The organism is Mesorhizobium sp. YC-39, from assembly GCF_025753795.1.
In the GTDB taxonomy this organism is placed as follows: Bacteria; Pseudomonadota; Alphaproteobacteria; order Rhizobiales; family Rhizobiaceae; genus Mesorhizobium.
The window spans coordinates 1,167,026-1,191,458 of record NZ_JAOWPS010000001.1; the positions used below are offsets into that span (position 1 = coordinate 1,167,026).

Here is a 24,433-nt window from a genome sequence, read left to right on the forward strand (position 1 = left end):
GGCAATCGTTAAGCGTGCACTCGTGCTTTGCCAGCCGATCGATCGTTACTTCGCCGTGGCAAGGGCGTTGTTCACGGCAAAGGTCGGCCAGTATTTCGAAATTGCCAGCGTGGCCCCGGTTGTCGAGAAATGGCCATAGTCGAAATAGAGGAACTGGCCTGCGTCGGCGTAGGAGCAACGTCCTGCGCTGCAAAGGAATGTCAGCGGATCGATGAAGGTGGCGCCTTTGGTAAAGGGGCGCACGCGGTTGTTGATGTCGGGATCCATGGCCATCGGCCAGGACGTATCGCTGAGATTTCCGCGCTTTGCGAAGAAGGCGATTTTCCGGACGTCAGCTATGAATTCCGGAGACTGGCCGATGACGAACACGCGCACACCCAGGCCGCGAAGCGTATCGATCGTTTGTTGGAGACCATCGAAACTTCTGGCCTCGTAGTCGGTCCACCGGCCGCTGAGTATGACCGTCCGGATGCCGGCATCCCCAATGACCTTCAAGGCACGTTGATTGAATCGCGTGCAGTTTGGACGGGCATAGGAGAAATAGGAGAGGATCGGCGGACAGCCGGCATAGGTATATTCCACGATGTTGGCTTGAATTTTATTTGCGTTGGCGTCCAGGCCTGAAACATAGTGGGCGGCGAACGAGTCGCCCCACAACAAGACAGTGGTGGTGAAACCTCGGGTGCGCGTGCAATCCTCGATGTTCCAGTTTTCTATCTGGCTGGAGCCCTCGTTGAAGCAGGTGCCATTTCGCCAGTCCCCGACAGGAATCCGCTGCTGGGCATAGTCTGGAAACCGTTGCGGAAAGCCATTGCCGATTACGCCGGCCGCGCCGCCGACGCAAAGAAGCGCGATCGCGCCCGCCGAGAAGGCAAAGATGGGCACCGGGGCGGTGAAGGTCCTTTTCTGCCGAAACGGCTGCTCGACATATTTCCAGGAAAAAGCAGCCAGTGCGAGGCTTGCGACCATCATCGCTGCTGCCGTCGGCAAGTCGACACTTCGCAAAGAAAGGTAGTGAACGAACGAATTGATTGGCCAGTGAACGAGATACAGCGAATACGAGATGAGACCGATCCAGACCAGCGGTCGGACTTCGAGTATCCGGGTAGCGATCGTCGCCGGGTCGTTTTGCCCGGCGTAGATGAGGAGGGCCGCCCCCAGGCACGGATACAGGGCGTTGTAGCCTGGGAACGGGTCGCTCTCCGAAATTGTCAAGAATCCGACGGCGACAAGGCCAAATCCAGCCAATCCAACGAGTTCCATGAGCAATCGGCTGCCCAGGGCTGGCGGCCGTTTCAGCATGAGCACGGCGCCCAGCATGAGTTCCCACATTCGCGTCGGCAGCAGGTAGAATCCCGCGGTTGGCGCCATCGACGTCGCCATGACCGCCAGCACGAAACTGCCGAGAATGATCGGCAGCAGTATCGTCAGCCAGCGCTTCGCAAAATAGCGATAGATCAGGAACATCAGGATCGGAGCAAAGATATAGTACTGCTCCTCGACCGAAAGCGACCACGTATGCAGCAGCGGTCGCAGTTCCGCATCGATGGAGAAGTAGTTTGTCGTTTTCCAAAAATAGACGTTCGACCAGAAAGTCGAAGCCGCTATCACGCTGAGACTGAATTCGTGCAGGTCCGACGGTAGAAGAATGAACAGCGCCGCAATGCATGCGAGAAGCGTGACAAAGACCAGAGCCGGCAGGATGCGCCGGGCACGGCGCCAGTAGAAGCTGACGATCGAAAACTGACCCCGTTCGAGGTCGTCCAGGAGGCTTCCGCTGATCAGGTAGCCGGATATGACGAAGAAGATATCGACGCCGGTAAAGCCGCCGGGAATTGCCGTGACTCCGAAGTGGAAAAGGACGACCGGCAGAACCGCAACAGCCCGCAGGCCATCGATATCGCGCCTGTACTTCATTCAGGGAGTCCACTCGCGGTTTTCGCAGGTTACGGCGAGACAGCGCAGTCCGTCCATTGCCGGGCGATACGAGTGAGTCTGGCTGATCGATATCAACTGGCTACCCTCTGACACCTGATTTTGCTGCACTGCAACATAGGTGTCAAGACTAGCGAGCAGGCAAATCCGGCATGCTGCCGTCCGGGCAACAACTGGATTTGAGCGCCCGGCTTGATGCTGGCGCCACAACTGCGTATTTCTGCACTTGTACGCGAATCGGTGCAACCGAATCTGGAGACGGGCCTTGTCCGCACTGAACCGCTTTCTCGGCGACACGCCGCTCCGGGTGCTCCTGAAGCTGCTGGTCGTGTCGTTTCTCGTCGGCCTCGTCATGAACGCCTTCGGCTGGTCGCCAATGGATGTGCTCTACGGCATCCAAAAATTCTTCCTCGATCTCTGGAACCTGGGTTTCCACGCCGTCGACCGTTTCCTCGGCTATATACTCTTGGGTGCTGCGATCGTCGTTCCGGCCTTCATCTTGCTGCGGATCGCCAACTACAGGAAATAGAGCTTGATCCCGAACCGAAGGTCCGCGTCAGCCAAAAGTGGAAACCGGTTTTTGCTTCGCTGACCTGCGGTTCGGAAAAGATCATGCTCAAACCAAAAAGACTTCAGGCGTAGCGCGAAGCCACCTCGAACAGGATGGCATGGCGCGCGGCAAGTGCCGCCACATCTGTCGCATAGCCGCCGCCGATGACGCCGCATATCGGGATGCCAAGTGCCCGGAAATGGCGGATCACCATGTCGTCGCGGGCGCGCAGGCCTTCGTTCGACAGCGACAGCCTGCCCAGCCGATCCTCGGCATGGACATCGACCCCGGCATTGTAGAAGACAATGTCCCAGCGCGCCCTGGCGGGCAATTCCGGCAGAAGACCGCTGAGACTTTCGAGATAGGCCACGTCACCAGTGCCGTCGGGCAGGGCGACATCGAGGTCGGAGGCGATCTTGCGCACCGGATAGTTGCGCTCGCCATGCATGGAAAAGGTGAACGCGCGGGGTTCATCCCTCAGGATGTCCGCCGTGCCGTCGCCCTGATGCACGTCGAGATCGACGATCAGGATGTTTTGGGCGGCACCTTCGGCGAGCAGCACAAGCGAGGCGACAGCGACATCGTTGAAGGTGCAGAAACCGGCGCCTTGCGCGCGCCGTGCGTGATGGCTGCCGCCGGCAGTGTTGCAAGCGATGCCGTTCAGCAACGCCAGCCGCGCCGCCAGCACCGTGCCGCCGGTTGCAAGCTGGGCTCGCAGCGAAACGCGCGGTCCGACCGGAAAGCCGATCTCGCGCTCGATCTTTGCAGGCACCTCACAGGCCAGCACCTGATCGACATAGGAGGCGGCATGGGCAAGCCTCAGCCATGACGCCGGCGCTGCCTCCGGCACGTTGAGCGCGGCAGGTCCGGCCAGCCCGCGCGCGCTCAAGGCTTCCATCAGCAGCGGATATTTGCTCATCGGGAAGCGATGATTGACGGCGAAGCCAGCGTCATAGTCGGGGTGATGGACGATCGGAAGCATGGAATGGGTTACGGCGATGCGCCACAGGCGGGTTTCGGTTGACCATGGCGGGTGGATGGTTGCGCGGAAGGACAAAACTGGGGCACATCGGCGGGTCGATCAAGATGCTCCCGCAGGAAAGAGGTTCCTTGGATCAGGCGTCAACAGCAACCGCCAGAACCTTCGTCGTCACCAATCGCTCGGTGCTCACTATCGCGGTGCCGATGACGCTTGCCTATCTGACGACACCGCTGCTCGGCATCGTCGACACGGCGGTGGTCGGCCAGTTCGGTGACGCCGCCCTTCTCGGCGGCCTGGCGGCGGGTGCGCTGATCTTCGATGTCGTCTTCACTACCTTCAATTTCCTGCGCTCCGGCACCACCGGCCTTGTCGCCCAGGCGTTCGGCCGCGGCGATGAACTGGAAGAGCAGGCGGTGTTCTGGCGCGCAGTGCTGATTGCGATCGTCGCCGGTATCGTGCTTGCCGCGCTTGCGCCATTACTAGCCATTGCCGGGCAATGGTTCATGGCCGCTGATCCGCGCGTCAGAGAGGCGATGGGCGTCTACATCCGCATCAGATTGCTGGCCGCGCCCTTCTCGCTGATCAACTACGCCATCCTCGGCTATGTGCTGGGCCGCGGCGAGGGCGGGCTCGGGCTGATGCTGCAGCTCGTGCTCAACGGCATCAACATCGCGCTCTGCATCCTGCTCGGATTGGAGCTGGGCTGGGGCGTCGCTGGCGTCGCCTGGGCGACCGTCACCGGCGAATTCGTCGCCATGCTGCTTGGCCTCGCGATCGTCGTCAGGCGTTTCCGCGCAGCCCCGGCTTTGCCGCGCCATCGCCTGCTCGACATGGCTGCCTTCCTGCGCATGTTGTCGCTCAATCGCGACATCATGATCCGTTCGTTCTCACTGCTCGCGGCCTTCGCGCTGTTCACCCGCCAGGGCGCGCAATTTGGCACGGTGATGCTGGCCGCCAACGCAGTGCTGATGAATTTCTTCCTCATCGCCGGCTATTTCCTCGATGGTTTCGCGACCGCCGCCGAACAGCTTGCCGGCCGCGCCATCGGCGCGCGTGCCGCCCCGCCGTTCCGCCAGGCCGTCAAGCTGACCCTGTTCTGGGGGTTTGGACTGGCAGGCGCCGCGACCTTGATCCTTTTGCGGGGCGGCACCGATCTCGTCGCCCTGATCACGACGTCTGAGGACGTTCGCGCCGTTGCCGACATCTATCTGCCCTGGGCCGCATTCACCGCGCTGAGCGGCGTGCTGGCGTTTCAGATGGACGGCGTCTTCATTGGCGCAACCTGGTCGCGCGACATGCGCAACATGATGCTTTTGTCCTTCCTCGTCTTCAGCGCCGCGCTGCTCACCTTGGCGCCGGCCTTCGGCAATCACGGCCTGTGGGCGTCGCTGCATGTCTTCCTGCTGGTACGCGGCTTCAGCCTGCTCGCCATTCTGCGGCTGCGGGTGCGGACGGCGTTTTAGGCAGTGTCCTCGGCGGTGCTTGCACTTCGGGTCGATTTCGTTACGTTTTCCAGCAGCCTGACCCTCCAATTTGTTCAGGGGAAGCCTGTGCGAAGTTACCTGCCATATATCCTGGGCGCGGCGCTGGGACTGCTCGTCGCGTTCATCCTCTCCGCAATTCTTGGCGTCGGCGGAATTCCCCAGTTGCTTCTTTTTGGGTTGTTTCCTGCTATCGGCGGCACCGTCTGCGAACGGATCGTCGGTCGCAATTGACACTGAGCTTTTTAGCGCAGTTTAGAGTTGCTTCGACGCCCAGAAGTCGAGCCGGCTGTCACGTAGATCGCGGATGGATTTGAGTCGCTCTTTGTCCACGAAACGGATCATTCCGGAAAGAATGCGGCCCGGCAGCGCAGGCCCAGCATAGATCATGCCGGTGTAGAGCTGGACGAGATCGGCGCCGGCGCGGATTTTTTCCAGCGCCGTCTCGGCGGTAGAGACACCACCGACGCCGATGATGGCGCGGTCCGGACCAAGCAGTTTGCGCATCTTTGCCAGCACGATGGTCGAGCGTTCGAACAAAGGTTTCCCCGAGAGCCCGCCGGTCTCGCCGGCAACACCGGCGCTGCGCAGGCTCAGTCGCGAAATGGTGGTGTTGGAGACGATGACGCCGTCTATCTGCTTCTCGGTGACCTCGGCGGCGATGTCCTCCAATTCGGCCTCGACCAGATCCGGCGCGATCTTGAGGAAGACGGGCGGCTGCACTGCGGCTGCCGACCGCGCGCCGATGACCCGGGACAAAAGCTCGCCGAGCTGCTCGCGCGCCTGCATGTTGCGCAGGCCAGGCGTATTCGGCGAGGAGATGTTGACCGTCAGATAGCTGGCGTATTTGGCGAATGTGACGATGCCGCGCTCATAATCGCTGACGCGGTCGGCGCTGTCCTTGTTGGCGCCGATATTGACACCAACGATACCGGCGCGGCCGCTGCGGGCGGCAAGGCGTCGTTCAGCGGCCTCGTGACCCTCATTGTTGAAGCCCAGCCGGTTGATCACCGCTTCGTCGGCCGTCAGCCGGAAAATACGCGGCTTCGGATTGCCCGCCTGCGGCAGTGGCGTGACGGTGCCGACCTCGGCGAAACCGAAGCCGAGGCCAAGCAGCGCGTCCGGCACCTCGGCATTCTTGTCGTAGCCGGCGGCCATGCCCAGCGGATTGGGAAAATCGATGCCGCAAAGGCTGACCTTCAGCCTGGCGTCGCGCGGTGGGCGGTCGGCAACCGGCAGGCCGCATTTCAGCGCCGCGATCGAAAGCCCATGCGCGGCTTCCGGATCGAGCGTGAACAGGAGCTTCTGGCCGATCCGGTCGAGCACGCTCATTCGCCCTCCAGCGCGGGAAACTGGTGCGCGCCATCGGCGCCGAGCGTCAATGGCTGCACCCAGACGACGGCCTTGAGGTCGAGCGGACCGTAGAGATGCGGGAACAGCGCGCCACCGCGCGAGACCTCGTATCTCAGCGCTTCACCCAGGCGCGCGCCGTCGATGGCGACCAGCAGCAGCCCGTTCTGGCCGGCAAAGTGCTTTGCCGCCGTTTCCCTGGCTTGCCCGGCGGTGGAAAAATGGATGAAGCCATCGGCGAGATCGATCGGCGCGCCGGTGAAGCTCCCGTTTCTTTCGGCCTCGCGCCAAAGCGCTTCAGGCACTATCTTGTAGATAATCTGAGACATGGTTGCGCTATAGTCCGAACAGACCAGGCGGGGAAGGGCGAGCCAGAGATCTTCCCCATTTCCGGCGCAAACATGTGATAGATTGCGCCGATTGGCCCATGGAGGACAACATGCGTCTGCAGCACGTCTTGATCCCGGCAGCACTCGTTTCGCTCGTCGCGGCATCAGCCTTTTCCGAGGAAACCGATCGCTACAAGCTGGAAAAGTCGGCCAATGGCTATGTCCGCATGGATACACAGACCGGCGCGATGTCGATCTGCGAGGAACGCTCCGGCCAGCTCGTCTGCAAGGTGGCCGCCGATGAACGCGCCGCCTTCCAGGACGAGATCGACCGGCTGCAAGGCTCGGTGAAGGCGCTGGATGAGCGCGTGGCCAAGCTCGAAAACTCGCTGTCCGCCCGCCTCGAATCTACGCTGCCCAGCGAGGAGGATTTCAACAAGACGATGAGCTATATGGAGCGTTTCCTGCGCGGCTTCATGGACATCGTCAAGGATATGGACAAGGACAATGGCGACGATGGCGCCAAGCTCAATTCACAAAAGACCTGAAGCTGCTGGGCCAAAATCGCCGATTGGCGATTGTGCTGGTCTGGGGAAAAATCCGCGCTTGACCTTTGCCGCTTGAAAACAGCTGACATCACCGCATAATTGTTCGACTGGTCCCGAAAAAGCAGAAAATCATCGATGGGATTCGGGGAGGGACATTTGCCGTCGGGCTACACGTTCGTCATTGCCGACGATCATCCGCTTTTCCGCGGCGCCCTTAGGGAGGCGCTGGCCGGCATCGGCAACGTCGCCGCCATTCACGAGGCCGGCGATTTCGAAAGCACCAAGGCGCTGGTCGTGGCCAATGAGGACGTCGATCTGGTGCTGCTCGACCTGTCGATGCCGGGTGCCAGCGGCCTTTCCGGTCTGATCTCGCTGCGCGGCATCCATCCGGCGGTGCCGCTGGTGGTGGTGTCGGCGCATGACGACCCGGTGACGATCCGCCGTGCGCTCGATCTCGGCGCGTCCGGATTCATCTCCAAATCGGCCAGCATGGAGGAGATCCGTAGTGCCGTGCAGTTGGTGCTGGCCGGCGACATCGCCGCTCCCGTCGGCATCGATCTCGGCGTCGAGCGCGATCCCGAGATCTCCGACCTGATCAAGCGGCTGCAGGCGCTGACGCCGCAGCAGACGCGCGTACTCGGCATGCTGGCCGAAGGGCTGCTCAACAAGCAGATCGCCTACGAACTCGGCGTCTCCGAAGCGACGATCAAGGCGCATGTCTCGGCGATCCTGCAGAAGCTTGGCGTCGACAGCCGCACCCAGGCGGTGATCCAGCTCTCCAAGATCGGCAGCGATCCGCTGCAAGCTGCCGGCTAACGCTTACTCTGCCGCTGACGCCAATGGCCTGACCCTGGCCATCATCGAACGCAGCACCGCTGGTTTCAGCGGCTTGTTGACCACCGGCACGTCCAGCCCGGCGGCGGCCGTACGAACCTGGCTGGAGCGGTCGGCGGTGACCAGCACGGCCGGCATGTCCTGACCATGGATCGCGCGCAATCTCGTGATTACGTCGAGGCCGGTCTTGCCGTCGAGATGGTAGTCGGCAAGCACGATGTCGGGCCGGCGCAGGCCCGATCCCTCGAAATCCTCCGAACCGGAAAAAAGTTCGACGTCGCAGCCCCAGCCTTCGAGAAGCAGCCGCATGCCATCGAGGATGCGGGCGTCGTTGTCGATGCAGAACACATGCAGCCCTGCAAGCGAGGCAGCGGCACGGATTGGCGGTTTGGCCTCGACGGCGCGGCGTGGCGCCTCGACGGCCGCGACCGGCAGAATGACGGAAAAGCGCGTGCCCTTGCCCGGATCGGAGAAGATACGGATCTCGAGGCGCAGGACACGGGCGATGCGGTCGACGATGGAGAGGCCGAGACCCAGACCTTCGGCCTCGCGCGCGCCTTCATCGAGCCGGGTGAATTCGTGAAAAACCGTGTTCAGCTTGTCGCCGGCAATGCCGATACCGGTATCGATCACCTGAATCTCCGCCAGTTCGCCGCGCCGCCTGACCCCGACCAGGATGCGGCCGTGGCGGGTATATTTGATGGCGTTGGACACCAGATTCTGGATCAGGCGGCGCAACAGATTGCGGTCCGTCATCACGCTGAGCGACGACGGCATGATCGTCAGGTCGAGCCTTTTCTCTGCCGCCAGCGGTCGAAAATCATTGCCGATCTGGCGCAGCATTCCGTCGAGGCTGAAGGCGGTATCGTCCGGCTTCATCGCGCCGGCGTCGAGGCGGGAAATGTCGAGCACGGCGCCGAGAATGGTCTCGACCGATTCCAGCGAGGATTCGATGTTGATCGCGGCTTTGCCGGCAGGTCCCTTGCCGGCCTTTTCGATCAGCGACGAGCAATAGAGCCGGGCGGCGTTCAGCGGCTGCAGGATGTCGTGGCCGGCGGCGGCAAGAAAGCGCGTCTTGCCGAGATTGGCCTCCTCGGCCAGCATCTGCGCCTGCGCCAGCTCCTCGTTGACGCGGGTCAGTTCGACGGTACGGTCCTTGACGCGCTGTTCCAACGATTCATTTGCGCGCTTGAGCGCCAGATCCTGCTCGACGCGGCCGGAAATGTCGGCATAGGTGGCGACGATGCCACCATCCGGCATCGGATTGGAGCGCAACTCAAGGATGCGGCCGCTGGTCTTCAGCTCCATCTGCCACGGGCTGACGAAACTGGTCAGCCGGTTGAGCATCGCCACCCGCTGGTCCGCCGGAATGTCGCCGCGCTGGGCGAGGTGGTGCAATATGCGGTCGAGCGAGACCCCGACCTGGCCCATCTCGTCGGGCAGGTCGAACAGTGCCCGGTACTGGCGGTTCCAGCAGATCAGCCGGAAATCCCGGTCGAAGACGGTAATGCCCTGTTCCATCTGGTCGAGCGCGATCTGCAACAGGTCGCGATTGTGCTGCAGCGCCTCGGTGGCGTCATCGAGCAGGCGGAAGGCATCCTTGGATTCGCGATCGTTGCGGCGCAAAAGCAACGACAGGATAAGCCGCGCCGACGACGAGCCGACGGCGCTCGCCAAAAGCTGCTCGGAGAAGCGGATGACATCCATGCTCGCCTGCTCGTTGCCGTGCAGTGAGGTGCCGCTGCTCTTTTCGAACGACTGAAAGGAGCGCTCGGTGCGTTCGACGCCGAGGTAGCGCGCAATGGTGTCCTTGAGGTTGTTGACGGTGACGGTGGTGCGGAAGCGGCGCAGGCTGGGCATCGGACCGGCATCGCGCGGCACGAAGATCGCCGCCTGGATGCGTTCCAGCGGCACCGACGCGCGCGACAGCGAGCCGAGCACGAAAAACAGCGTGTTGATCGACAGGCTCCACAAGACGCCGTGGTTCAGCGGCTCGGCGACGGTGCCGAACAGAGCCTGCGGCCGCAACGCTTCGAAACCGAGCAGGCCATGGACGACTATACCGGTATCGGGTGCGGCCAGCGACGGCAGCAGCAGCGTATAGAACCAGACGAGGATGCCGGCGACCATGCCGAGTGCAGCACCCCTGCCATTGGCGCCGCGCCAGACCAGCCCGCCGATCAGCGCCGGCGCGAACTGGGCAATGGCTGCAAACGACATCAGGCCGATGGAGGAGAGCCGCGCGTTGTTGGTGCTCTCGCGGTAATAGAGGAAGGCGATGAACAGCATGATGAAGATCGCGCCGCGCCGAACATTGAGGATGAGCGTCGACCAGTCCTCGTTCTGCGAAGTCGTGGTTTTGAGCAGGCGGCGCACGAAGAGCGGGATGACCAGGTCGTTGGAGATCATGATCGAGAGCGCGACGCTCTCGACGATCACCATCGCGGTTGCCGCCGACAGGCCGCCGATGAAGGCTGCCATGGCCAGCACGTCGTGGCCGTTAAGCAGCGGCAGCGACAAAACGTAGAGATCGCTGCTGGTCCTGCTGCCGACCAGCGACAGTCCGGCCAGCGCGATCGGCAGCACGAACAGGTTGATCGCCACCAGATAGAGCGGAAACACCCATGTCGCGGTGCGCAGCTCGGCCTCGCTGCGGTTCTCGACGATGGTGACGTAGAACTGGCGCGGCAGCATGATGATGGCGAAGCCGCTGAGGCCGGTCAGCACCAGCCAGGTGGCGAGCGAGGTGTTGTAGCTCATCGCGTGACGCACTTGCTCATTCTGCGCGAGCTTGTCGATCATGTCGCCCGGGCCGCCGAAGATCAGGAACGTCACCATCAGGCCGATCGCCAGGAAGGCGGCAAGCTTGACCACGGTTTCGACCGCGACCGCCAGCACCAGCCCGTCCTGATGCTCGGTGGCGTCGGCGTGGCGCGTGCCGAACAGCACCGCAAACAGCGCCAGCAGCATGGCGACGACCAGCGAGATGTCGCTGACGAAGGGATCGAAGGAGGGCGGCGAGCCGGTGTAGTGCTCGACCATCAGGCTGACCGAACCGGAAATCGCCTTCAACTGCAGCGCGATGTAAGGCACCGCGCCGATCGTCGCGATCAGCGTGGCGATCGCCGCGACCGCAAAGCTCTTGCCGTAGCGGGCGCCGAGGAAATCGGCGATCGAGGTGATCTTTTCGGTCTTGGCCAGCCTGACAATGCGTTGCAGCAGCGGAAAGCCGAACACGAAGACCAGCACCGGACCGATATAGATGCCGAGGAATTCGAGGCCGCGTTCGGAGGAAAGGCCGACCGAGCCGAAGAATGTCCAGGAGGTGCAGTAGATCGCCAGGCTGAGCGCATAGATGAACGGTCGGGCCCGGTCGGGCCTGGACATCGTCGAGCGCCGGTCGCCGAGGCTGGCGATGGCGAAGAGCAACGTCACATAGGCGATCGCGATGATGACGATGAACCAGCCCTGCACGGCCCAGAAATCCTCCCTTGCCGGTTTTCCTCCGGCCTATCGAGAGGCAATCACAGCTTGAAGGGCAAGTCCATCACCGCTTTCGGTGCATGACATCAGCGGTTTCGGGCACAACCTGGCCGGTGGAAACCGGTCTTTTGCCCATGTTGCAACCGCAGGTTTTTGTTATGGTGACCATGGGTCGGCGCCGGACGAAGCGGGTGGGGGCGGCAGTACGGCCGGTCATGGCAAGGAGGGTCGAATGCTGAAAGAATTCCAGGAATTCATTTCCCGGGGCAATGTTATGGACTTGGCCGTCGGCGTCATCATCGGCGCCGCCTTCTCCAAGATCGTCGATTCGCTGGTCGGCGACATCATCATGCCGATCGTCGGCGCGATTTTCGGTGGCCTGGATTTCAACAACTACTTCTTCGGACTTTCCCCGAACGTTCACTCCAACTCGCTGGCGGCGGCCAAGACCGAAGGCGCCGTCTTCGCCTATGGCAGCTTCATCACCGTGGTGCTGAACTTCGTCATCCTCGCCTTCATCATCTTCCTCATGGTCAAGGCGGTAAACAATCTGCGCAGGCGGCTGGAGCGTGAGAAGCCCGCTGCTCCGGCCGGTCCGCCGCCGGCCGATGTCGCGCTGCTCACCGAAATTCGCGATCTGCTCGCCAGGAAATAGCGCCGGGCGGATTTCTGGACCAAAACCCTGGCCGCCCGCGGCCGGGGTTTTCTGTTTTCGGCTGCCGCAAAACACGCTAGCAGTCCAGAAGACGAAACCGGATCCATCCATGACCTTGATCGAGAGCTTGCGCGCCGAAGCCCGCGCCGCGCCCGAAAGCGGCATTGTCGCCGTCGTCAACTACGGCCGTCTGCGCGAGGGGATGATCCCGCTCTGGGCCGGCGAGGGTGATCTGCCGACGCCCGCATTCATTACCGACGCCGCATCGAAGGCATTGGCCGGAGGCGAGACATTCTACACCTGGCAAAAGGGCATCCCTGATCTCAGGCAGGCGCTTGCCCGCTACTATGCCAGGCATTTCGGCAGGACTTTCCCCGAAGAGGAATTCATCGTCACCGGGTCCGGCATGCATGCCATCCAGTTGGCGCTCGCCGCGCTCGCTGGCGCGGGTGACGAGGTTGTCTATTTGTCACCGGCCTGGCCGAATTTCGAGGCTGCGGCGGCGATATCGGGAGCCGTGCCGGTACCGGTTACGCTCGATCATTCCGGCAATGGCTGGTCCTGCGACGTCGAGAAAATCGCGGCCGCAATTACGCCGCGCACAAAGGCGCTGTTCATCAACACGCCCTCGAACCCGGCCGGCTGGACCGCCGATCATGAGACCCTGCGGGCGATCCTCGATCTTGCCCGCGCCAGCAACCTTTGGATCATTGCCGACGAGATCTATTCGCTGTTCCACTATGGTCACGGTCGTGCTCCGTCCTTCCTCGATATCGCGACGGGGGAAGACCGTATCCTGTTCGTCAACAGCTTCTCCAAGAACTGGGCGATGACCGGCTGGCGCGTCGGCTGGATCAAGACGCATCCCGCGCTGCAGCAGGTGTTCGAGAACCTGATCCAGTATTCGACCTCGGGCGTCGCCCAGTTCATGCAGCGCGGCGCGGTCGCTGCGCTCGATGAGGGCGACGCCTTCATTGCCCAACAGGTGGAGCGGGCGCGGGCAGCGCGCGATCTCGTATGCGACATTCTTGGTGCAACCGGCAAAGCGCGGTTCACGGTACCGCAGGGCGCGTTCTATCTGTTCTTCACTGTTGACGGTATCACCGATTCACGCACCGCCGCTTTCGACATTGTCGACAAGGCCAATGTCGGCCTGGCGCCCGGCACCGCCTTCGGCCCCGGTGGCGAAGCCTTCCTCAGGCTATGCTTCCACCGCCGCCTCGATCAGCTCGAGGAAGCGGCGCACCGGCTGGCAAAGTGGATGAAGATGGTTTGAGCAGGCGGCGGCTTCAGCCGCCTGACTTTATCCGCCTGACTTAGGCACCAGGAGCGGTATGATCCGGTCGCTCGTGGCCACCGCAGGCCGGCCCGCCGAGCCGTAGGGAATGCCCAACGCATCCCAGGTCTCGACCAGGGCGTCCTGCAGTGCCGCGATCAGCGCGTCGGAGTGGAACGGCGTCGGCGTGATGCGCAGCCGCTCGGTGCCGCGCGGCACGGTCGGATAGTTGATCGGCTGGATGTAGATGCCGTGGACGCCGAGCAGGCGGTCGCTGGCCATCTTGCAGAGTTCGGGATCGCCGACCAGCAGCGGCACGATATGGGTGGCGGACTCCATCACCGGCAGGCCGGCGGCGGCAAGAACCTGCTTGGTCCGCGTCGCCTGGCGCGACTGTGCGTCGCGCTCGGCCTGCGAGCGCTTGAGATGGCGGATCGAGGTGGTGGCGGCCGCGGCGATGGCCGGCGGCAGCGCCGTGGTGAAAATGAAACCCGGCGCATAGGAGCGCACGGCATCGATCACAGCACTTGTGCCAGTGATATAGCCGCCAAGCGTGCCGAAAGCCTTGGCAAGCGTCCCCTCGATAATGTCGATACGGTCGGCCAGGCCTTCGCGCTCGGTGATGCCGCCGCCGCGCGGTCCATACATGCCGACGGCATGGACCTCGTCGATATAGGTCATGGCATTGTAGCGCTCTGCGAGATCGACGATCTGCTTGATCGGTGCGATATCGCCATCCATCGAATAGACGCTTTCGAAAACGATCAGCTTGGCCCGCTCGCGGCCGGCCGCCTGCAGCAGGCTTTCCAGATGTGCGACATCGTTGTGGCGGAAGATCTTCTTCTCCGCACCCGAGCGCCGCACGCCTTCGATCATCGAGGCGTGGTTCAGCTCGTCCGAAAGCACCAGGCAATTGGGCAGGAGCTTCGCGATGGTCGAGATCGACGCTTCGTTGGAGACGAAGCCGGACGTGAAGACCAGCGCGGCTTCCTTGTCGTGCAGGTCGGCCAGCTCCAATTCCAGTGCAACCAGCGGGTTGCTGGTGCCGGAAATGTTGCGGGTGCCGCCGGCGCCCGATCCCATCTTCCCGGCCGCCTTCTGGAAGGCGGCGATGACAGCGGGATGCTGGCCCATGCCGAGATAGTCGTTGGAGCACCAGACGGTAATTTCCTCGGCGCGGCCATTGGCACGCCAGATGGCGCGCGGAAACTTGCCCGCGATCCGCTCAAGATCGGCGAAGACGCGGTAGCGCCGCTCCGCATGGAGCTGATCGATCGCTTCCTCGAAGAACCGCTGATAGTTCATGTCGGCTTCCCAATTTTGCGCGGGATAATAATCATTGCCCCATTCGGCGTCCACCGGACCTGTTTGGTCAAAATGCCACGCCCCGGACCTGTTCCTAACGACCACGGATCGTGGCCTATTCCCTTGATGTGGATCAATTTTGTTTCGGTATCATGCCGCGGGCCGGAGCGACTGTTACCGATTTAACGTCCAGGGTTCTAATGGCCATGCGGCAGGCTTTCCAGTAAGGCGGTGGTTGAGACAGTTTCCGATAAATCTTGAGATGCGAGGACATGGGATGACGGTTTTGGTGACTGGCGGAGCCGGCTATATCGGTAGCCACATGGTCTGGGAGCTTCTGGATGCGGGCGAGAGCGTCGTCGTTCTCGACCGGCTTTCGACCGGCTTCGAATGGGCGGTGGCGCCAGAGGCGAAGCTGGTCGTCGGCGATGTCGCCGACAAGGAGCTGGTCGGTTCGATCATCCGCGACAATCAAATTGACGCCATCATCCATTTCGCCGGCTCGATCGTCGTCCCCGAATCGGTCGCCGATCCGCTTGGCTATTACGAGAACAACACCTGCAAGACCCGCACGCTGATCGAGACTGCGGTGCGCGAAGGCGTGCCCCATTTCATCTTTTCCTCGACCGCCGCCGTCTATGGCGGCGCCGGGCTGGAACCCGTACGTGAGGATGCGCGTCTGGCGCCGGAATCGCCCTACGGCCTGTCCAAGCTGATGAGCGAATGGATGCTGCGCGATGCGGCAGCCGCCTACGGCTTGCGCTATACGGCGCTGCGCTACTTCAACGTCGCCGGCGCCGATCCCAGGGGCCGCACCGGCCAGTCGACGCCGGGCGCCACGCATCTGATCAAGGTCGCCTGCGAGACGGCGCTCGGCAAGCGCCCCTTCATGCAGGTGTTCGGCACCGACTATCCGACGCCGGACGGCACCTGCATGCGCGACTACATCCATGTGAGCGACCTCGCGGCGGCGCATCGGCTGGCGCTCGAGCGGCTGCGCGCCGGCGGTACCAGCCTCGTCGCCAATTGCGGCTACAGCCACGGCTATTCGGTGCTTGAGGTCATCGACAGCGTGCGCCGCGTCTTCGGCCATGATTTCGACGTGCGGATGGGCGAACGCCGCCCGGGCGACGCCGCCGCGGTGGTCGCCAATTCGGAGCTGGCGCGCCGTGAGCTCGGCTGGACCCCACAGCGCGACGATCTCGACCTGATTGTTTCCGACGCGTTGGCCTGGGAGCGCATACTGACCGGCAAGAACTCGGCGCGGGCCTGACCCCGCTGGTTCTTCGGCAGCGGGCTCGAAAGCTGGCCGTGGACGCGCTATGAATGGGCTTCGCGGCGGAGCGCGGAGGCGCTGCATCGCGTCCAGCCTTGGGGGATAGCATGAAGATCCTGGTGCTAGGGGCCGGCGTGGTCGGCACGGCGGCCGCCTATTATCTGGCGAGCGATGGCCACTACGTCACCGTCATCGAGCGCCATCAGGCGGCGGCGCGGGGCACCAGCCAGTCGAATGCCGGGCTGGTATCGCCCGGCGATGCCACCGCCTGGGCCTCGCCTGCCGCGCTGAAGACGTTCCTGCGCGCGCTCTACAACCACGATCTCGGCATCAAGGTCCGGCTGCGCTTCGACCCCTATTTTCTCGCCTGGAGCCTGCGCTTCCTCAGGCAGTGCACGCAGGCGCGGCTGCGCGCCAACAGCCGGGTCAAGCTGCGCCTGGCGCTCTATTCGCGCGATTGTATCAATGCCATCTCCGCCGACACCGGCATTCACTATGACGAGCGCAAGAAGGGCATCCTTTATTTTTTCCGTTCGCAGCACAGCCTCGACACCGGCACCGACAATTATCGCTATCTCGCCGAGCATGGCCTGCCGATCGAGATCGTAGGCCGCGACCGGCTGGTCGAACTGGAACCGGGCCTTGCCGGCGTGAAGGAGAAGATCGCTGGCGGCGTCTATTCGCCGATCGACCAGACCGGCGATTCCAGCCTGTTCACCCAGAACCTCGCCGCTCATGCCGCCGAGGAACTCGGCGTGAAATTTCTGTATGACACCACCGTCGAAGGTCTCGACATCGAGGGCGACCGCGTGCGCGCGGTGATGACGCCAACTGGCCCGGTCGCCTGCGATGCCGTGGTGATCTCGATGGGGCCGGAAAGCGGTCTGCTCGGCCGCCGCTACGGCATCGACCTGCCGGTCTATCCCGTGAAGGGTTACACCGCGACCGTCCCGCTGGACGACGAGAGCAAGGGACCGACCATGGGCGGCGCCGATGAGGACCAATTGATCGCCTATTCCAGGCTCGGCAATCGTCTGAGACTCGCCTCCACCGCCGAGTTCACCGGCTTTGATCGAACGCACAGACCGAGCGATTTTGCCGCCATGTTCAGGACCGGCAATGATCTTTTCCCCGGCGCCTTCGACGAGAAGAAGGCCGTACTCTGGGCCGGCCTTAGGCCGATGATGCCCAACTCGGTGCCGATCATCGGCCAGGCGCGCTACAGGAACCTCTATCTCGACACCGGCCACGGCCATGTCGGCTGGACCATGGCTTGCGGCTCAGGGAAATTCCTGGCCGATCTGGTCGCCGGCCGCAAGCCGGAGATCGACCCGCAAGGGCTGGTGTATAGGAACTAGGCAATGTCGGGACCGCAAGTCGCCATCGACCTTGGCCGCATCGAGCGCAATGCGCGCACGATCGTCGAACGCTGCGCCCTGTCGGGCATCAAGGTCTTCGGCGTCACCAAGGGCACATGCGGCATGCCGCAGGTTGCGCGCGCCATGCTGCGCGGCGGCGTCGCCGGCATCGCCGAATCGCGTTTCGAAAACATCCGAAGGCTGCGCGACAGCGGCATCAACGCCCCGATCATGCTGCTGCGCAGCCCGCCGATCGCGCGCGTCGAGGAGGTGGTGCGCACCGTCGACATCAGCCTGCAATCCGAACTCGCCACCATACGCGAGATATCGCGCATCGCCGAGCGCATGGGCCGCGTCCACGACATCACGCTGATGATCGACCTCGGCGACCTCAGGGAAGGCATCTGGCCGAACGATCTCGTGCCGACCGTCGAGCAGATCCTGGCGCTCAAGGGCGTGCGCATCGCCGGCATCGGCACCAATCTCGGCTGCTTCGGCGCCATCATGCCGACGGAAGAAAACCTCGGCCAGCTCGTCGCCCACGCCTACAAAACCGAGCGTCTGTCCGGGACCAGGCTGGACTGGATCTCGGGCGGAGCGTCGTCGTCGCTGACGCTGTTGCTCGAAGGCAGGCTCCCCGCCGGCATCAACAATCTCAGGGTCGGCGAGGCGATCCTGCAGGGCGGCGTCGAAACCTTTCGCGACACACCTTGGGATGAACTCGAACCCGACGCCTGCCGCCTGACCAGCGACATCATCGAGGTCAAGCTGAAGCCGTCGCGGCCGATCGGCCAGTCCGGCTACGACGCTTTCGGCAACCAGCCGGTGTTTCCCGACGAGGGCGACAGACTGCGCGCCATCGCCAATATCGGCCGCGAGGACGTGCTGATCGAGGGGCTGACGCCGATCGCCAAGGGGGTGCGGGTGCTTGGCGCCTCCAGCGACCATTTGCTTCTCGACGTAACCGACGCCGATCCGCAGCCCACTGTCGGCGACCGCGTGGCCTTTCGCATGAGCTACGGCGCCATGCTGCTGGCGATGACCTCGGAATATGTCGAAAAGGCGCCGATGCACGATGTCGAGGATTTTTCCGGCCGCAAGATGGTGTCGATATCGGCAGAGCCCGCGGCAGCCGGCATCCTCGCCCGGGAAGCGACCGGCGCGCGGCTGGAGGCGATGAATTTAGATGTCGTCGAACTGGCCGATATCGAGCGGCCGCCATCCGGGCTGATCCGGCTGACCGTCGGCAATGACCGCCGCATCGCCCACAAGGCGCTGGCGGCGACGGCACGCGCCACGCATTCCTTCGGCCTGATCTGGATCGATTCCATCGCCGCGCTGATGCCTGAAGACGAGGACGGCATCGACCTGCCGGAAGGCTCGGTGCTGGCGCGGGCGCTCGGCCTCGATCACAAGCCCGGCGCGCTGCAGCCGCAACTGTCGCCGGAAAACGTCGTCATCGTCGGGCTGCGCCATGCCGATCCGGCCGAGGCCCGGGTGCTGAAGGATTCGCGCGTCTCTGCCTTCACCATGACCGATATCGACGCCACGGGCATGCGCGACCTGATGCACGAGGCGATCCGCATCGCCACCTCCGGCACGCAAGGCTTCCATGTCAGCTATTCGCCCACGGCCACCGAGTTTCCCGGCTGGGCAGCAGGGTCCGGCGGCCTCACCGTGCGCGAGACGCATCAGGCGATGGAAGCGATCGCGCTGTCCGGCGGGTTGTTGTCGATGGATGTGTCCGGGCTGACGGCCGAGTTCGAGCCACGGATCGCCAAAGACGCCGTCAACTTTGTCATGTCGGCATTCGGCAAGCGAATACTCTAATAGCTCCCATCGACCGCTGCCCGCCAGGAGCGAACATAGTCGATCCAAGCCGGGTCGTCAGGCGGTCCGGTCCTTTCGCCTTTGCTCCCGACCACGCCATGGTCCGACGCCAGCAAGGCGGCGCCGATGCTGGTGCCGGTTGCGGCTTCGGACGCAATGACGATGCGTGCCGTGGCGGCCGCCAGCATCCGGGTAAAAAGCCTGTTGCGGGCAAAGGGGCCTTCGACTGTCGTCGGCCCGTTGGCGCCGATCAGCTCGAGGCAGGTCGCGGTCATCAGCGCCAGATAGAACGAGATGGCGACGAAGCGCTGAGCGCTGGTCATGTCTTCGGCATCGAGCCATTGGGCGGCATGGCGCGGATAGGGCCCCGAGCCCTGCTGGGTCGACGGCAGCAGCAACGTCTTCCGCGCCAGCATGGCGGCGACATCGGCATCGCTCCAGTCCTGCGGCTTGCCGTCGGTCAGTAGGGAAAACTCGCGCCCGCCCATGAAGCGGGCCGAAGGCACCGGATCGCCAAGCGCATTGACATTGACCAGCGTGTCGCGCGCCGCATCGAGCACGACCTTGGTACCGCCGACCGCCATCGACACAACCCAGGTCCCCGTCGAGACGACCGAGAAGGGCGGTTGGTCGGCGATGAGATGCGGCAGCAGCGAGGCGTTGGAATCGTGCAGGCCGCAAAATACCGGCGTTTGCGGATCGAGCCCGGTCTGTTGCGCAAGGGCAGGCAGGATCGGGCCGAGCCGGTCCTTCGCCGGTCGCACCGGCGCCATCAGCCGACGCCAGTCCATCTTGTCGACCAGTGACGAAAAGTCGGCTTGCCATGGGTTCCACAGATCGGTGTGGCAGCCGAGCGAGGTCACCTCATTGGCGGCGACACCGGTCAGCCGCAAGGCCCAGTATTGCGGGTACATAAGGATCGCGGCTGTCCGGGCGAATTCGGCCGGGAACAGCTTTTGCTGCCAGAAAAGCTGCGCGCCTATGTTGAGGCCGGCCGGCAGGCGCGGCGTTCCCGTTTCGGCAAAAGGCGGACGCATCGCATCATAATCTTGGGCGAGTGTGTCAGGCCCGGCGAATTCATAGTCGAGCACTGGCAGCGCCAGGCCGCCCTCGGCGTCGACCAGCACCCCCGTCGCCCCATGGGTGGTGATCGATATGGCGTTGATGCGCTGCTCACGATGGATCGCGGCGAGGCTGTCCAGGATGAAAGCCCACAGGGCCTCGACATCATGATGCGGGTAGGGACCATCGGCGGAAGCAACATTGGCCACACGGCGCAGCGTCACTTCGCTTGATGTGGCGAGATCGACCAGCGCCACCTTGGCGTTGGTCTTGCCGATATCGATGACGGCGATGTGGCGAAGAGCAGTCATTCCATATGGAACATGGTTTCCAGCGGCACCGCCACCGGCTCGTTGTCGGCCCTGGTTTCCATGACATCGGCCATATGCGCCCACCAGCGCTGCATTACCGGATGCTTCGGCAGATCGTCCATGCCGTGGTCATCGCGCCGCCACAACACGCCGAACAAGGTGTTTGTATCTTCGTCGAGATGGATCGAATAGTCGGAAATGCCGGCCTGTTTGAGCAGTTCGATCAGCGACGGCCAGATCTCGTCGTGACGCTTCTTGTACTCGGCCTTCATGCCGGGTTTGAGCTTCATCTTGAACGCGTATTTCTCAGGCATCAGCGTCCCCCGCGCAGCCGCCGCCAGAGGATCGGCAACGCGATGACGATGATCAGCAGTAGGCCGATGAAGATCGACATGACGATGCCGGGCACGTTGAGCAGCCCCAGGCCAAAAGTGACCAGCCCCATGATGAAGGCGGCAAGCACGACGCCGAGGATGCTGCCGGCGCCGCCCAGAATGCTGACGCCGCCGAGCACCACCATGGTGATGGCTTCCAGCTCGTAGCCTTGCGCGATCGAAGGGCGTGTCGAGCCGAGCCGCGAGGTGATCAGCACCGAGGCGATGCCCGACATCAGCCCGGTCAGGCAAAACAGGATGAACTTGATGCGGTCGACGCGCACACCGGAGAATTGCGCCGCGATAGGGTTGTTGCCGATGGCAAAGACACGGCGGCCAAAGCTCGTCCGGTGCAGCACGAACCAGTAGATGATGGCCGCGACAAGGAACAGCACCAGTTCGAACGACACCACCCACCAGACATAGCCCTGGCCGAAAAAGGCGAAGCTAGCGGGATAGCCCTTGTAGGCCTGGTCACCGAGGATGATGAAGGCAATGCCGCGAAACAGGCTCATCGTGCCGATGGTGACGACGATGGATGGAAGTCCCAGCCGTGTCACCAGCAGGCCGTTGAAGGCGCCGCAGCCGAGCCCGACGAGGATGCCGATCGCCACCAGCACCGGGGTGCCTGCGCCGGCCTGCACCGCCATGCCCATCATGGTCGACGCCAGCGCGATAATGGCTGCCACCGACAGGTCGATCTCGCCGGAAATGATCAGCAGCGCCATGGCGAAAGCGATCAGCGCCTTTTCCGTGAAGTTGAAGGTCAGGTCCGACAGCGACCATGGGTCGAGGAAATAGGGCGAGGCGAAGCTGTTGACCGCGAAGATCGCCACCGCGACCACGACCAGCAGCGCCTCCCAGGAAAAGATCGCTGAAGAGAGCGGCTTGTCCAGCCGGTCCGGTATGTGGCGCGGGGCAGGGGTATCGGTCATGCCGCTTCCGCCTTCTTCAGGATGATGCGGCCCTGCCGGCGTTCGCCGCGCGCGTTGAGCACCACTGCCAGGATGATGGCGCTGCCCGAGATCGCCATCTGCCAGAAGGGCGAGATGTTGATGACCGGCAGCGCGTTGGAGATGATGCCGAGGAACAGAGCGCCGAGCACCGCGCCGCCGACCGAGCCGATGCCGCCGGCGATCGAGATGCCGCCGATGACGCAGGCGGCGATGATGTTGAGCTCATAGCCGTTGGCGACCTCGACGGAGGCGATGACGTAGCGCGAGATCCAGAGATAGCCGGCGAGCCCGCCGATCATGCCTGAAATGCAGAAGACGATGAATTTTGTCCGGCCGACATCGATGCCGGCATAGACCGACGCGGTCGGGTTGACGCCGATGGCGTAGATCGAGCGGCCCAGCGCCGTGCGCGTCATCAACAGGAAGAACAGCGCGATGACCAGCAGCGCGATCCATGACAGGACCGGAATGCCGAGGAACGCCGCGCGCTGCAGGCCGATAAAGGCGGGGCTCATCTGGTCCGCATTGACCCAGGCGCCGCCGGAGATGACGAAGGTAGCGCCCCGGTAGATGGTGAGCGTGCCCAGCGTCACCACGATCGAGGGGATGTTCAGCCGCCACACCAAAAACCCGTTGATGGCGCCGAGCACCAGCCCGACGAGCAGCGCCACGACGATCAGCAGCGGGATGGGGATGGCCGGGTACGCGGCATTCAGCATCGCCACCACCATGCCGGTGAAGCAGAGGTTGGATGCCATCGACAGATCGATGGAGCGAGTCAGGATCACCACCATCTGCCCCAGCGCCAGGATCATCAGGATCGAGGTGTCGTTGAACACCTGACGCAGATTGGCCGGATCGGCAAAACCCGGGAAGCGCATCGAGATCAGCCCGATCAGCACGGCGATTGCCGCCAGCAGCCAGATCTCGCGATATCTGAGCAAATTCTTCATGCCGCGATCCCCGCTGCTGTCCTGACCAGCGTTTCGGCGTCGAGCCCCTTATTGTCGTAGACCGAGGCGATGCGGCCCTCGCGCATGACGACGACGCGGTCGGACATGCCGAGGATTTCGGGCAGTTCGGACGACACCATGATCACCGACAGGCCCTGCGCGACGAGTTCGGCCATGAAACCATGCACGGCGGCCTTGGAGCCGATATCGATGCCCTTGGTCGGCTCGTCGAGGATGATCACCTTGGGCGCGGTCGCCAGCCATTTGGCGATAACGATCTTCTGCTGGTTGCCGCCCGACAGCGTGCCGACGTCCTGGCTGAGCGAGGAGGCGCGCAGGTCGAGCCGCTCGGTGAAGGCGCGGGCCAGCGCGAACTCTTCCGCCAGCCGCAATATGCCCGATTTGGAGGTGCGCTTCAGCGACGGCAGCGAGACATTCTGGAAGATCGGCAGGCCGATCACCACGCCCTGCTTGCCGCGCTCTTCCGGCACATAGACGATGCCGGCGTCGATTGAATCCGCCGCCGATTTCGGCGTGATGTTTTTGCCCTCCAGGGCGATCGTGCCCTTGCTGGTGCGGGTGATGCCCGATATCGCCTGCATCACCTCGCTGCGACCGGCGCCGACAAGGCCGTAGAAGCCGAGGATTTCGCCTCTGTGCAACTCGAAGCCGATGTCGTCGAATTCGGTCGGATGCGACAGGCCGGAGACAGTGAGCACCGGCGCGCCGATCGTGGCCTTGCGCTGCGGAAAGATGTGGTCGACGTTGCGGCCGACCATCATGCGCACGATCTGGCTCTGGCCGGCATCCTTGATCAGGCCTTCGCCGACCATCTCGCCGTCGCGGAACACCGTGTAACGGTCGGCGATGCGGTAGATCTCGTCGAACTTGTGGCTGATGAACAGGATCGCCTTGCCTTCGCTCTTCAGGAATTCGATGAGCAGAAAGAGCTCCTCAATCTCCTTCATCGACAGCGCCGCCGTCGGCTCGTCCATGATGACGATACGGGCGTCGATCGACATGGCGCGGGCAACCGCGACCAGATGCTTGTTGGCGATGCCGAGATCCTTCAGGCGCGTGTCGGCATCGATATGGCCGGCGCCCATCGTCTCCAGCACTTCCTTCGCGTTCTTGCGCATGGTGCGCCAGTCGATGGTCTTGAAGCGAGTGCGCGGTGCATGGCCGAGGAAGATGTTTTCGGCGACCGAAAGGTCGTCGAACAGCACGGTTTCCTGGTGGATGGCGGTGATGCCATGGCCGAAGGCCGCATGCGCGCTGGGCAAGGTGATGGCCTGGCCGTCGATGCTGATGGTGCCGGCGTCGGGCTGATAGATGCCGGTCATGATCTTGACCAGCGTCGATTTGCCGGCGCCGTTCTCGCCGATCAATGCGGTCGCCTGGCCGGGATAGAGCGACAGGCTGACCTCATGCAGCGCGCGCACGCCGGGAAAACTCTTCGAAATGCCGGACAGCGTCAGCCGAGGGCCGGCAGGCAAAGGTGCTTCCTTCGCCAATTTAGGTTGGGCTGTCGTGTCCATATCCGTATCAAGCCCTGAAACAAGGTCGGTTTAAAGCCGCGGCGGGA

At 63.2% G+C, this 24,433-nt stretch carries 21 protein-coding genes; 10 read left to right on the forward strand and 11 right to left on the reverse strand.

All coding sequences use genetic code 11. The annotated features are described in order from the left end of the window. Positions 1–45 precede the first annotated feature (45 nt). Complete coding sequence (locus tag OHD62_RS05530) at positions 46–1,917, reverse strand: acyltransferase family protein (protein ID WP_263781457.1); 1,872 nt, start codon at positions 1,915–1,917, stop codon at positions 46–48. Between the two features lie 283 nt (positions 1,918–2,200). Here OHD62_RS05530 and OHD62_RS05535 point away from each other — a divergent pair, with 283 nt between their 5' ends. After that, complete coding sequence (locus OHD62_RS05535) at positions 2,201–2,464, forward strand: DUF6460 domain-containing protein (RefSeq protein ID WP_263781460.1); 264 nt, start codon at positions 2,201–2,203, stop codon at positions 2,462–2,464. 103 nt (positions 2,465–2,567) lie between these two features. On the opposite strand, the gene OHD62_RS05540 is transcribed toward OHD62_RS05535, so the two are convergent. Continuing rightward, a complete protein-coding gene (locus OHD62_RS05540; RefSeq protein WP_263781461.1) occupies positions 2,568–3,467 on the reverse strand; it encodes a histone deacetylase in 900 nt (299 codons plus the stop codon). Positions 3,468–3,571: 104 nt separating this feature from the next. Here OHD62_RS05540 and OHD62_RS05545 point away from each other — a divergent pair, with 104 nt between their 5' ends. Further along, entirely contained in the window at positions 3,572–4,930 is a 1,359-nt protein-coding gene (locus tag OHD62_RS05545) for an MATE family efflux transporter (protein ID WP_412177343.1), read from the forward strand. 3 nt (positions 4,931–4,933) lie between these two features. Next, the gene (locus OHD62_RS05550) at positions 4,934–5,182 is read left to right on the forward strand and encodes a hypothetical protein (RefSeq protein ID WP_263782341.1); all 249 of its coding nucleotides are present in this window, start codon (positions 4,934–4,936) and stop codon (positions 5,180–5,182) included. A 21-nt stretch (positions 5,183–5,203) separates the two neighbouring features. Here OHD62_RS05550 and OHD62_RS05555 read toward each other — a convergent pair whose 3' ends face one another. After that, positions 5,204–6,280 carry a quinone-dependent dihydroorotate dehydrogenase gene (locus OHD62_RS05555; protein ID WP_263781463.1) on the reverse strand — a complete coding sequence of 359 codons (1,077 nt, stop codon included), beginning with the start codon at positions 6,278–6,280 and terminating at the stop codon, positions 5,204–5,206. Continuing rightward, positions 6,277–6,627: a DUF952 domain-containing protein gene (locus OHD62_RS05560; RefSeq protein ID WP_263781464.1), complete on the reverse strand. Its 351-nt coding sequence runs from the start codon at positions 6,625–6,627 to the stop codon at positions 6,277–6,279. Before OHD62_RS05560 ends, OHD62_RS05555 begins: the two co-directional genes overlap by 4 nt. Before the next feature lie 110 nt (positions 6,628–6,737). On the opposite strand from OHD62_RS05560, the gene OHD62_RS05565 reads away from it, so the two are divergent. Both OHD62_RS05565 and OHD62_RS05570 read left to right on the forward strand, forming a co-directional pair. Beyond that, complete coding sequence (locus OHD62_RS05565; RefSeq protein WP_263781465.1) at positions 6,738–7,175, forward strand: hypothetical protein; 438 nt, start codon at positions 6,738–6,740, stop codon at positions 7,173–7,175. Between the two features lie 156 nt (positions 7,176–7,331). Further along, positions 7,332–7,991 (forward strand): response regulator transcription factor, encoded by a 660-nt coding sequence (locus tag OHD62_RS05570; protein ID WP_263782301.1) that lies wholly within the window; start codon positions 7,332–7,334, stop codon positions 7,989–7,991. 3 nt (positions 7,992–7,994) lie between these two features. Here OHD62_RS05570 and OHD62_RS05575 read toward each other — a convergent pair whose 3' ends face one another. Next, positions 7,995–11,483, reverse strand: a complete 3,489-nt coding sequence (locus tag OHD62_RS05575; RefSeq protein ID WP_263781466.1) for a PAS domain-containing hybrid sensor histidine kinase/response regulator — start codon at positions 11,481–11,483, stop codon at positions 7,995–7,997. A 241-nt stretch (positions 11,484–11,724) separates the two neighbouring features. Between OHD62_RS05575 and mscL the strand changes: the two genes are divergently transcribed. Both mscL and OHD62_RS05585 read left to right on the forward strand, forming a co-directional pair. Next, entirely contained in the window at positions 11,725–12,147 is a 423-nt protein-coding gene (mscL, locus tag OHD62_RS05580; protein ID WP_263781467.1) for a large conductance mechanosensitive channel protein MscL, read from the forward strand. A 109-nt stretch (positions 12,148–12,256) separates the two neighbouring features. Further along, positions 12,257–13,423 carry a pyridoxal phosphate-dependent aminotransferase gene (locus tag OHD62_RS05585; RefSeq protein ID WP_263781468.1) on the forward strand — a complete coding sequence of 389 codons (1,167 nt, stop codon included), beginning with the start codon at positions 12,257–12,259 and terminating at the stop codon, positions 13,421–13,423. A 27-nt stretch (positions 13,424–13,450) separates the two neighbouring features. Here the strand turns inward: OHD62_RS05585 and hemA are convergent, their stop codons facing one another. Beyond that, positions 13,451–14,728: a 5-aminolevulinate synthase gene (gene hemA, locus OHD62_RS05590; RefSeq protein ID WP_263781469.1), complete on the reverse strand. Its 1,278-nt coding sequence runs from the start codon at positions 14,726–14,728 to the stop codon at positions 13,451–13,453. Between the two features lie 277 nt (positions 14,729–15,005). Between hemA and galE the strand changes: the two genes are divergently transcribed. The 3 genes from galE (at position 15,006) to OHD62_RS05605 (ending at position 19,192) form a co-directional block, all read left to right on the forward strand. After that, the gene (gene galE, locus OHD62_RS05595) at positions 15,006–16,001 is read left to right on the forward strand and encodes a UDP-glucose 4-epimerase GalE (protein WP_263781470.1); all 996 of its coding nucleotides are present in this window, start codon (positions 15,006–15,008) and stop codon (positions 15,999–16,001) included. A 110-nt stretch (positions 16,002–16,111) separates the two neighbouring features. Further along, positions 16,112–17,362 carry a D-amino acid dehydrogenase gene (locus OHD62_RS05600; protein ID WP_263781471.1) on the forward strand — a complete coding sequence of 417 codons (1,251 nt, stop codon included), beginning with the start codon at positions 16,112–16,114 and terminating at the stop codon, positions 17,360–17,362. A gap of 3 nt (positions 17,363–17,365) precedes the next feature. Beyond that, complete coding sequence (locus tag OHD62_RS05605) at positions 17,366–19,192, forward strand: alanine racemase (RefSeq protein WP_263781472.1); 1,827 nt, start codon at positions 17,366–17,368, stop codon at positions 19,190–19,192. Here the strand turns inward: OHD62_RS05605 and OHD62_RS05610 are convergent. Genes OHD62_RS05610 through OHD62_RS05630 form a run of 5 tightly spaced genes read right to left on the reverse strand, consistent with a single transcriptional unit; the run spans position 19,189 to position 24,386 of the window. Continuing rightward, positions 19,189–20,565, reverse strand: coding sequence for an FGGY-family carbohydrate kinase (locus OHD62_RS05610; protein ID WP_263781473.1), 1,377 nt, complete (start codon positions 20,563–20,565; stop codon positions 19,189–19,191). The genes OHD62_RS05605 and OHD62_RS05610 overlap by 4 nt on opposite strands. Next, positions 20,562–20,879: an L-rhamnose mutarotase gene (gene rhaM, locus OHD62_RS05615; protein ID WP_263781474.1), complete on the reverse strand. Its 318-nt coding sequence runs from the start codon at positions 20,877–20,879 to the stop codon at positions 20,562–20,564. The genes OHD62_RS05610 and rhaM overlap by 4 nt, the downstream gene beginning before the upstream one ends. Next, positions 20,879–21,874, reverse strand: coding sequence for an ABC transporter permease (locus OHD62_RS05620; RefSeq protein WP_263781475.1), 996 nt, complete (start codon positions 21,872–21,874; stop codon positions 20,879–20,881). The genes rhaM and OHD62_RS05620 overlap by 1 nt, the downstream gene beginning before the upstream one ends. Further along, positions 21,871–22,848, reverse strand: a complete 978-nt coding sequence (locus OHD62_RS05625) for an ABC transporter permease (RefSeq protein WP_263781477.1) — start codon at positions 22,846–22,848, stop codon at positions 21,871–21,873. The genes OHD62_RS05620 and OHD62_RS05625 overlap by 4 nt, the downstream gene beginning before the upstream one ends. Continuing rightward, complete coding sequence (locus OHD62_RS05630; protein WP_263781478.1) at positions 22,845–24,386, reverse strand: sugar ABC transporter ATP-binding protein; 1,542 nt, start codon at positions 24,384–24,386, stop codon at positions 22,845–22,847. The genes OHD62_RS05625 and OHD62_RS05630 overlap by 4 nt, the downstream gene beginning before the upstream one ends. Positions 24,387–24,433 lie beyond the last annotated feature (47 nt).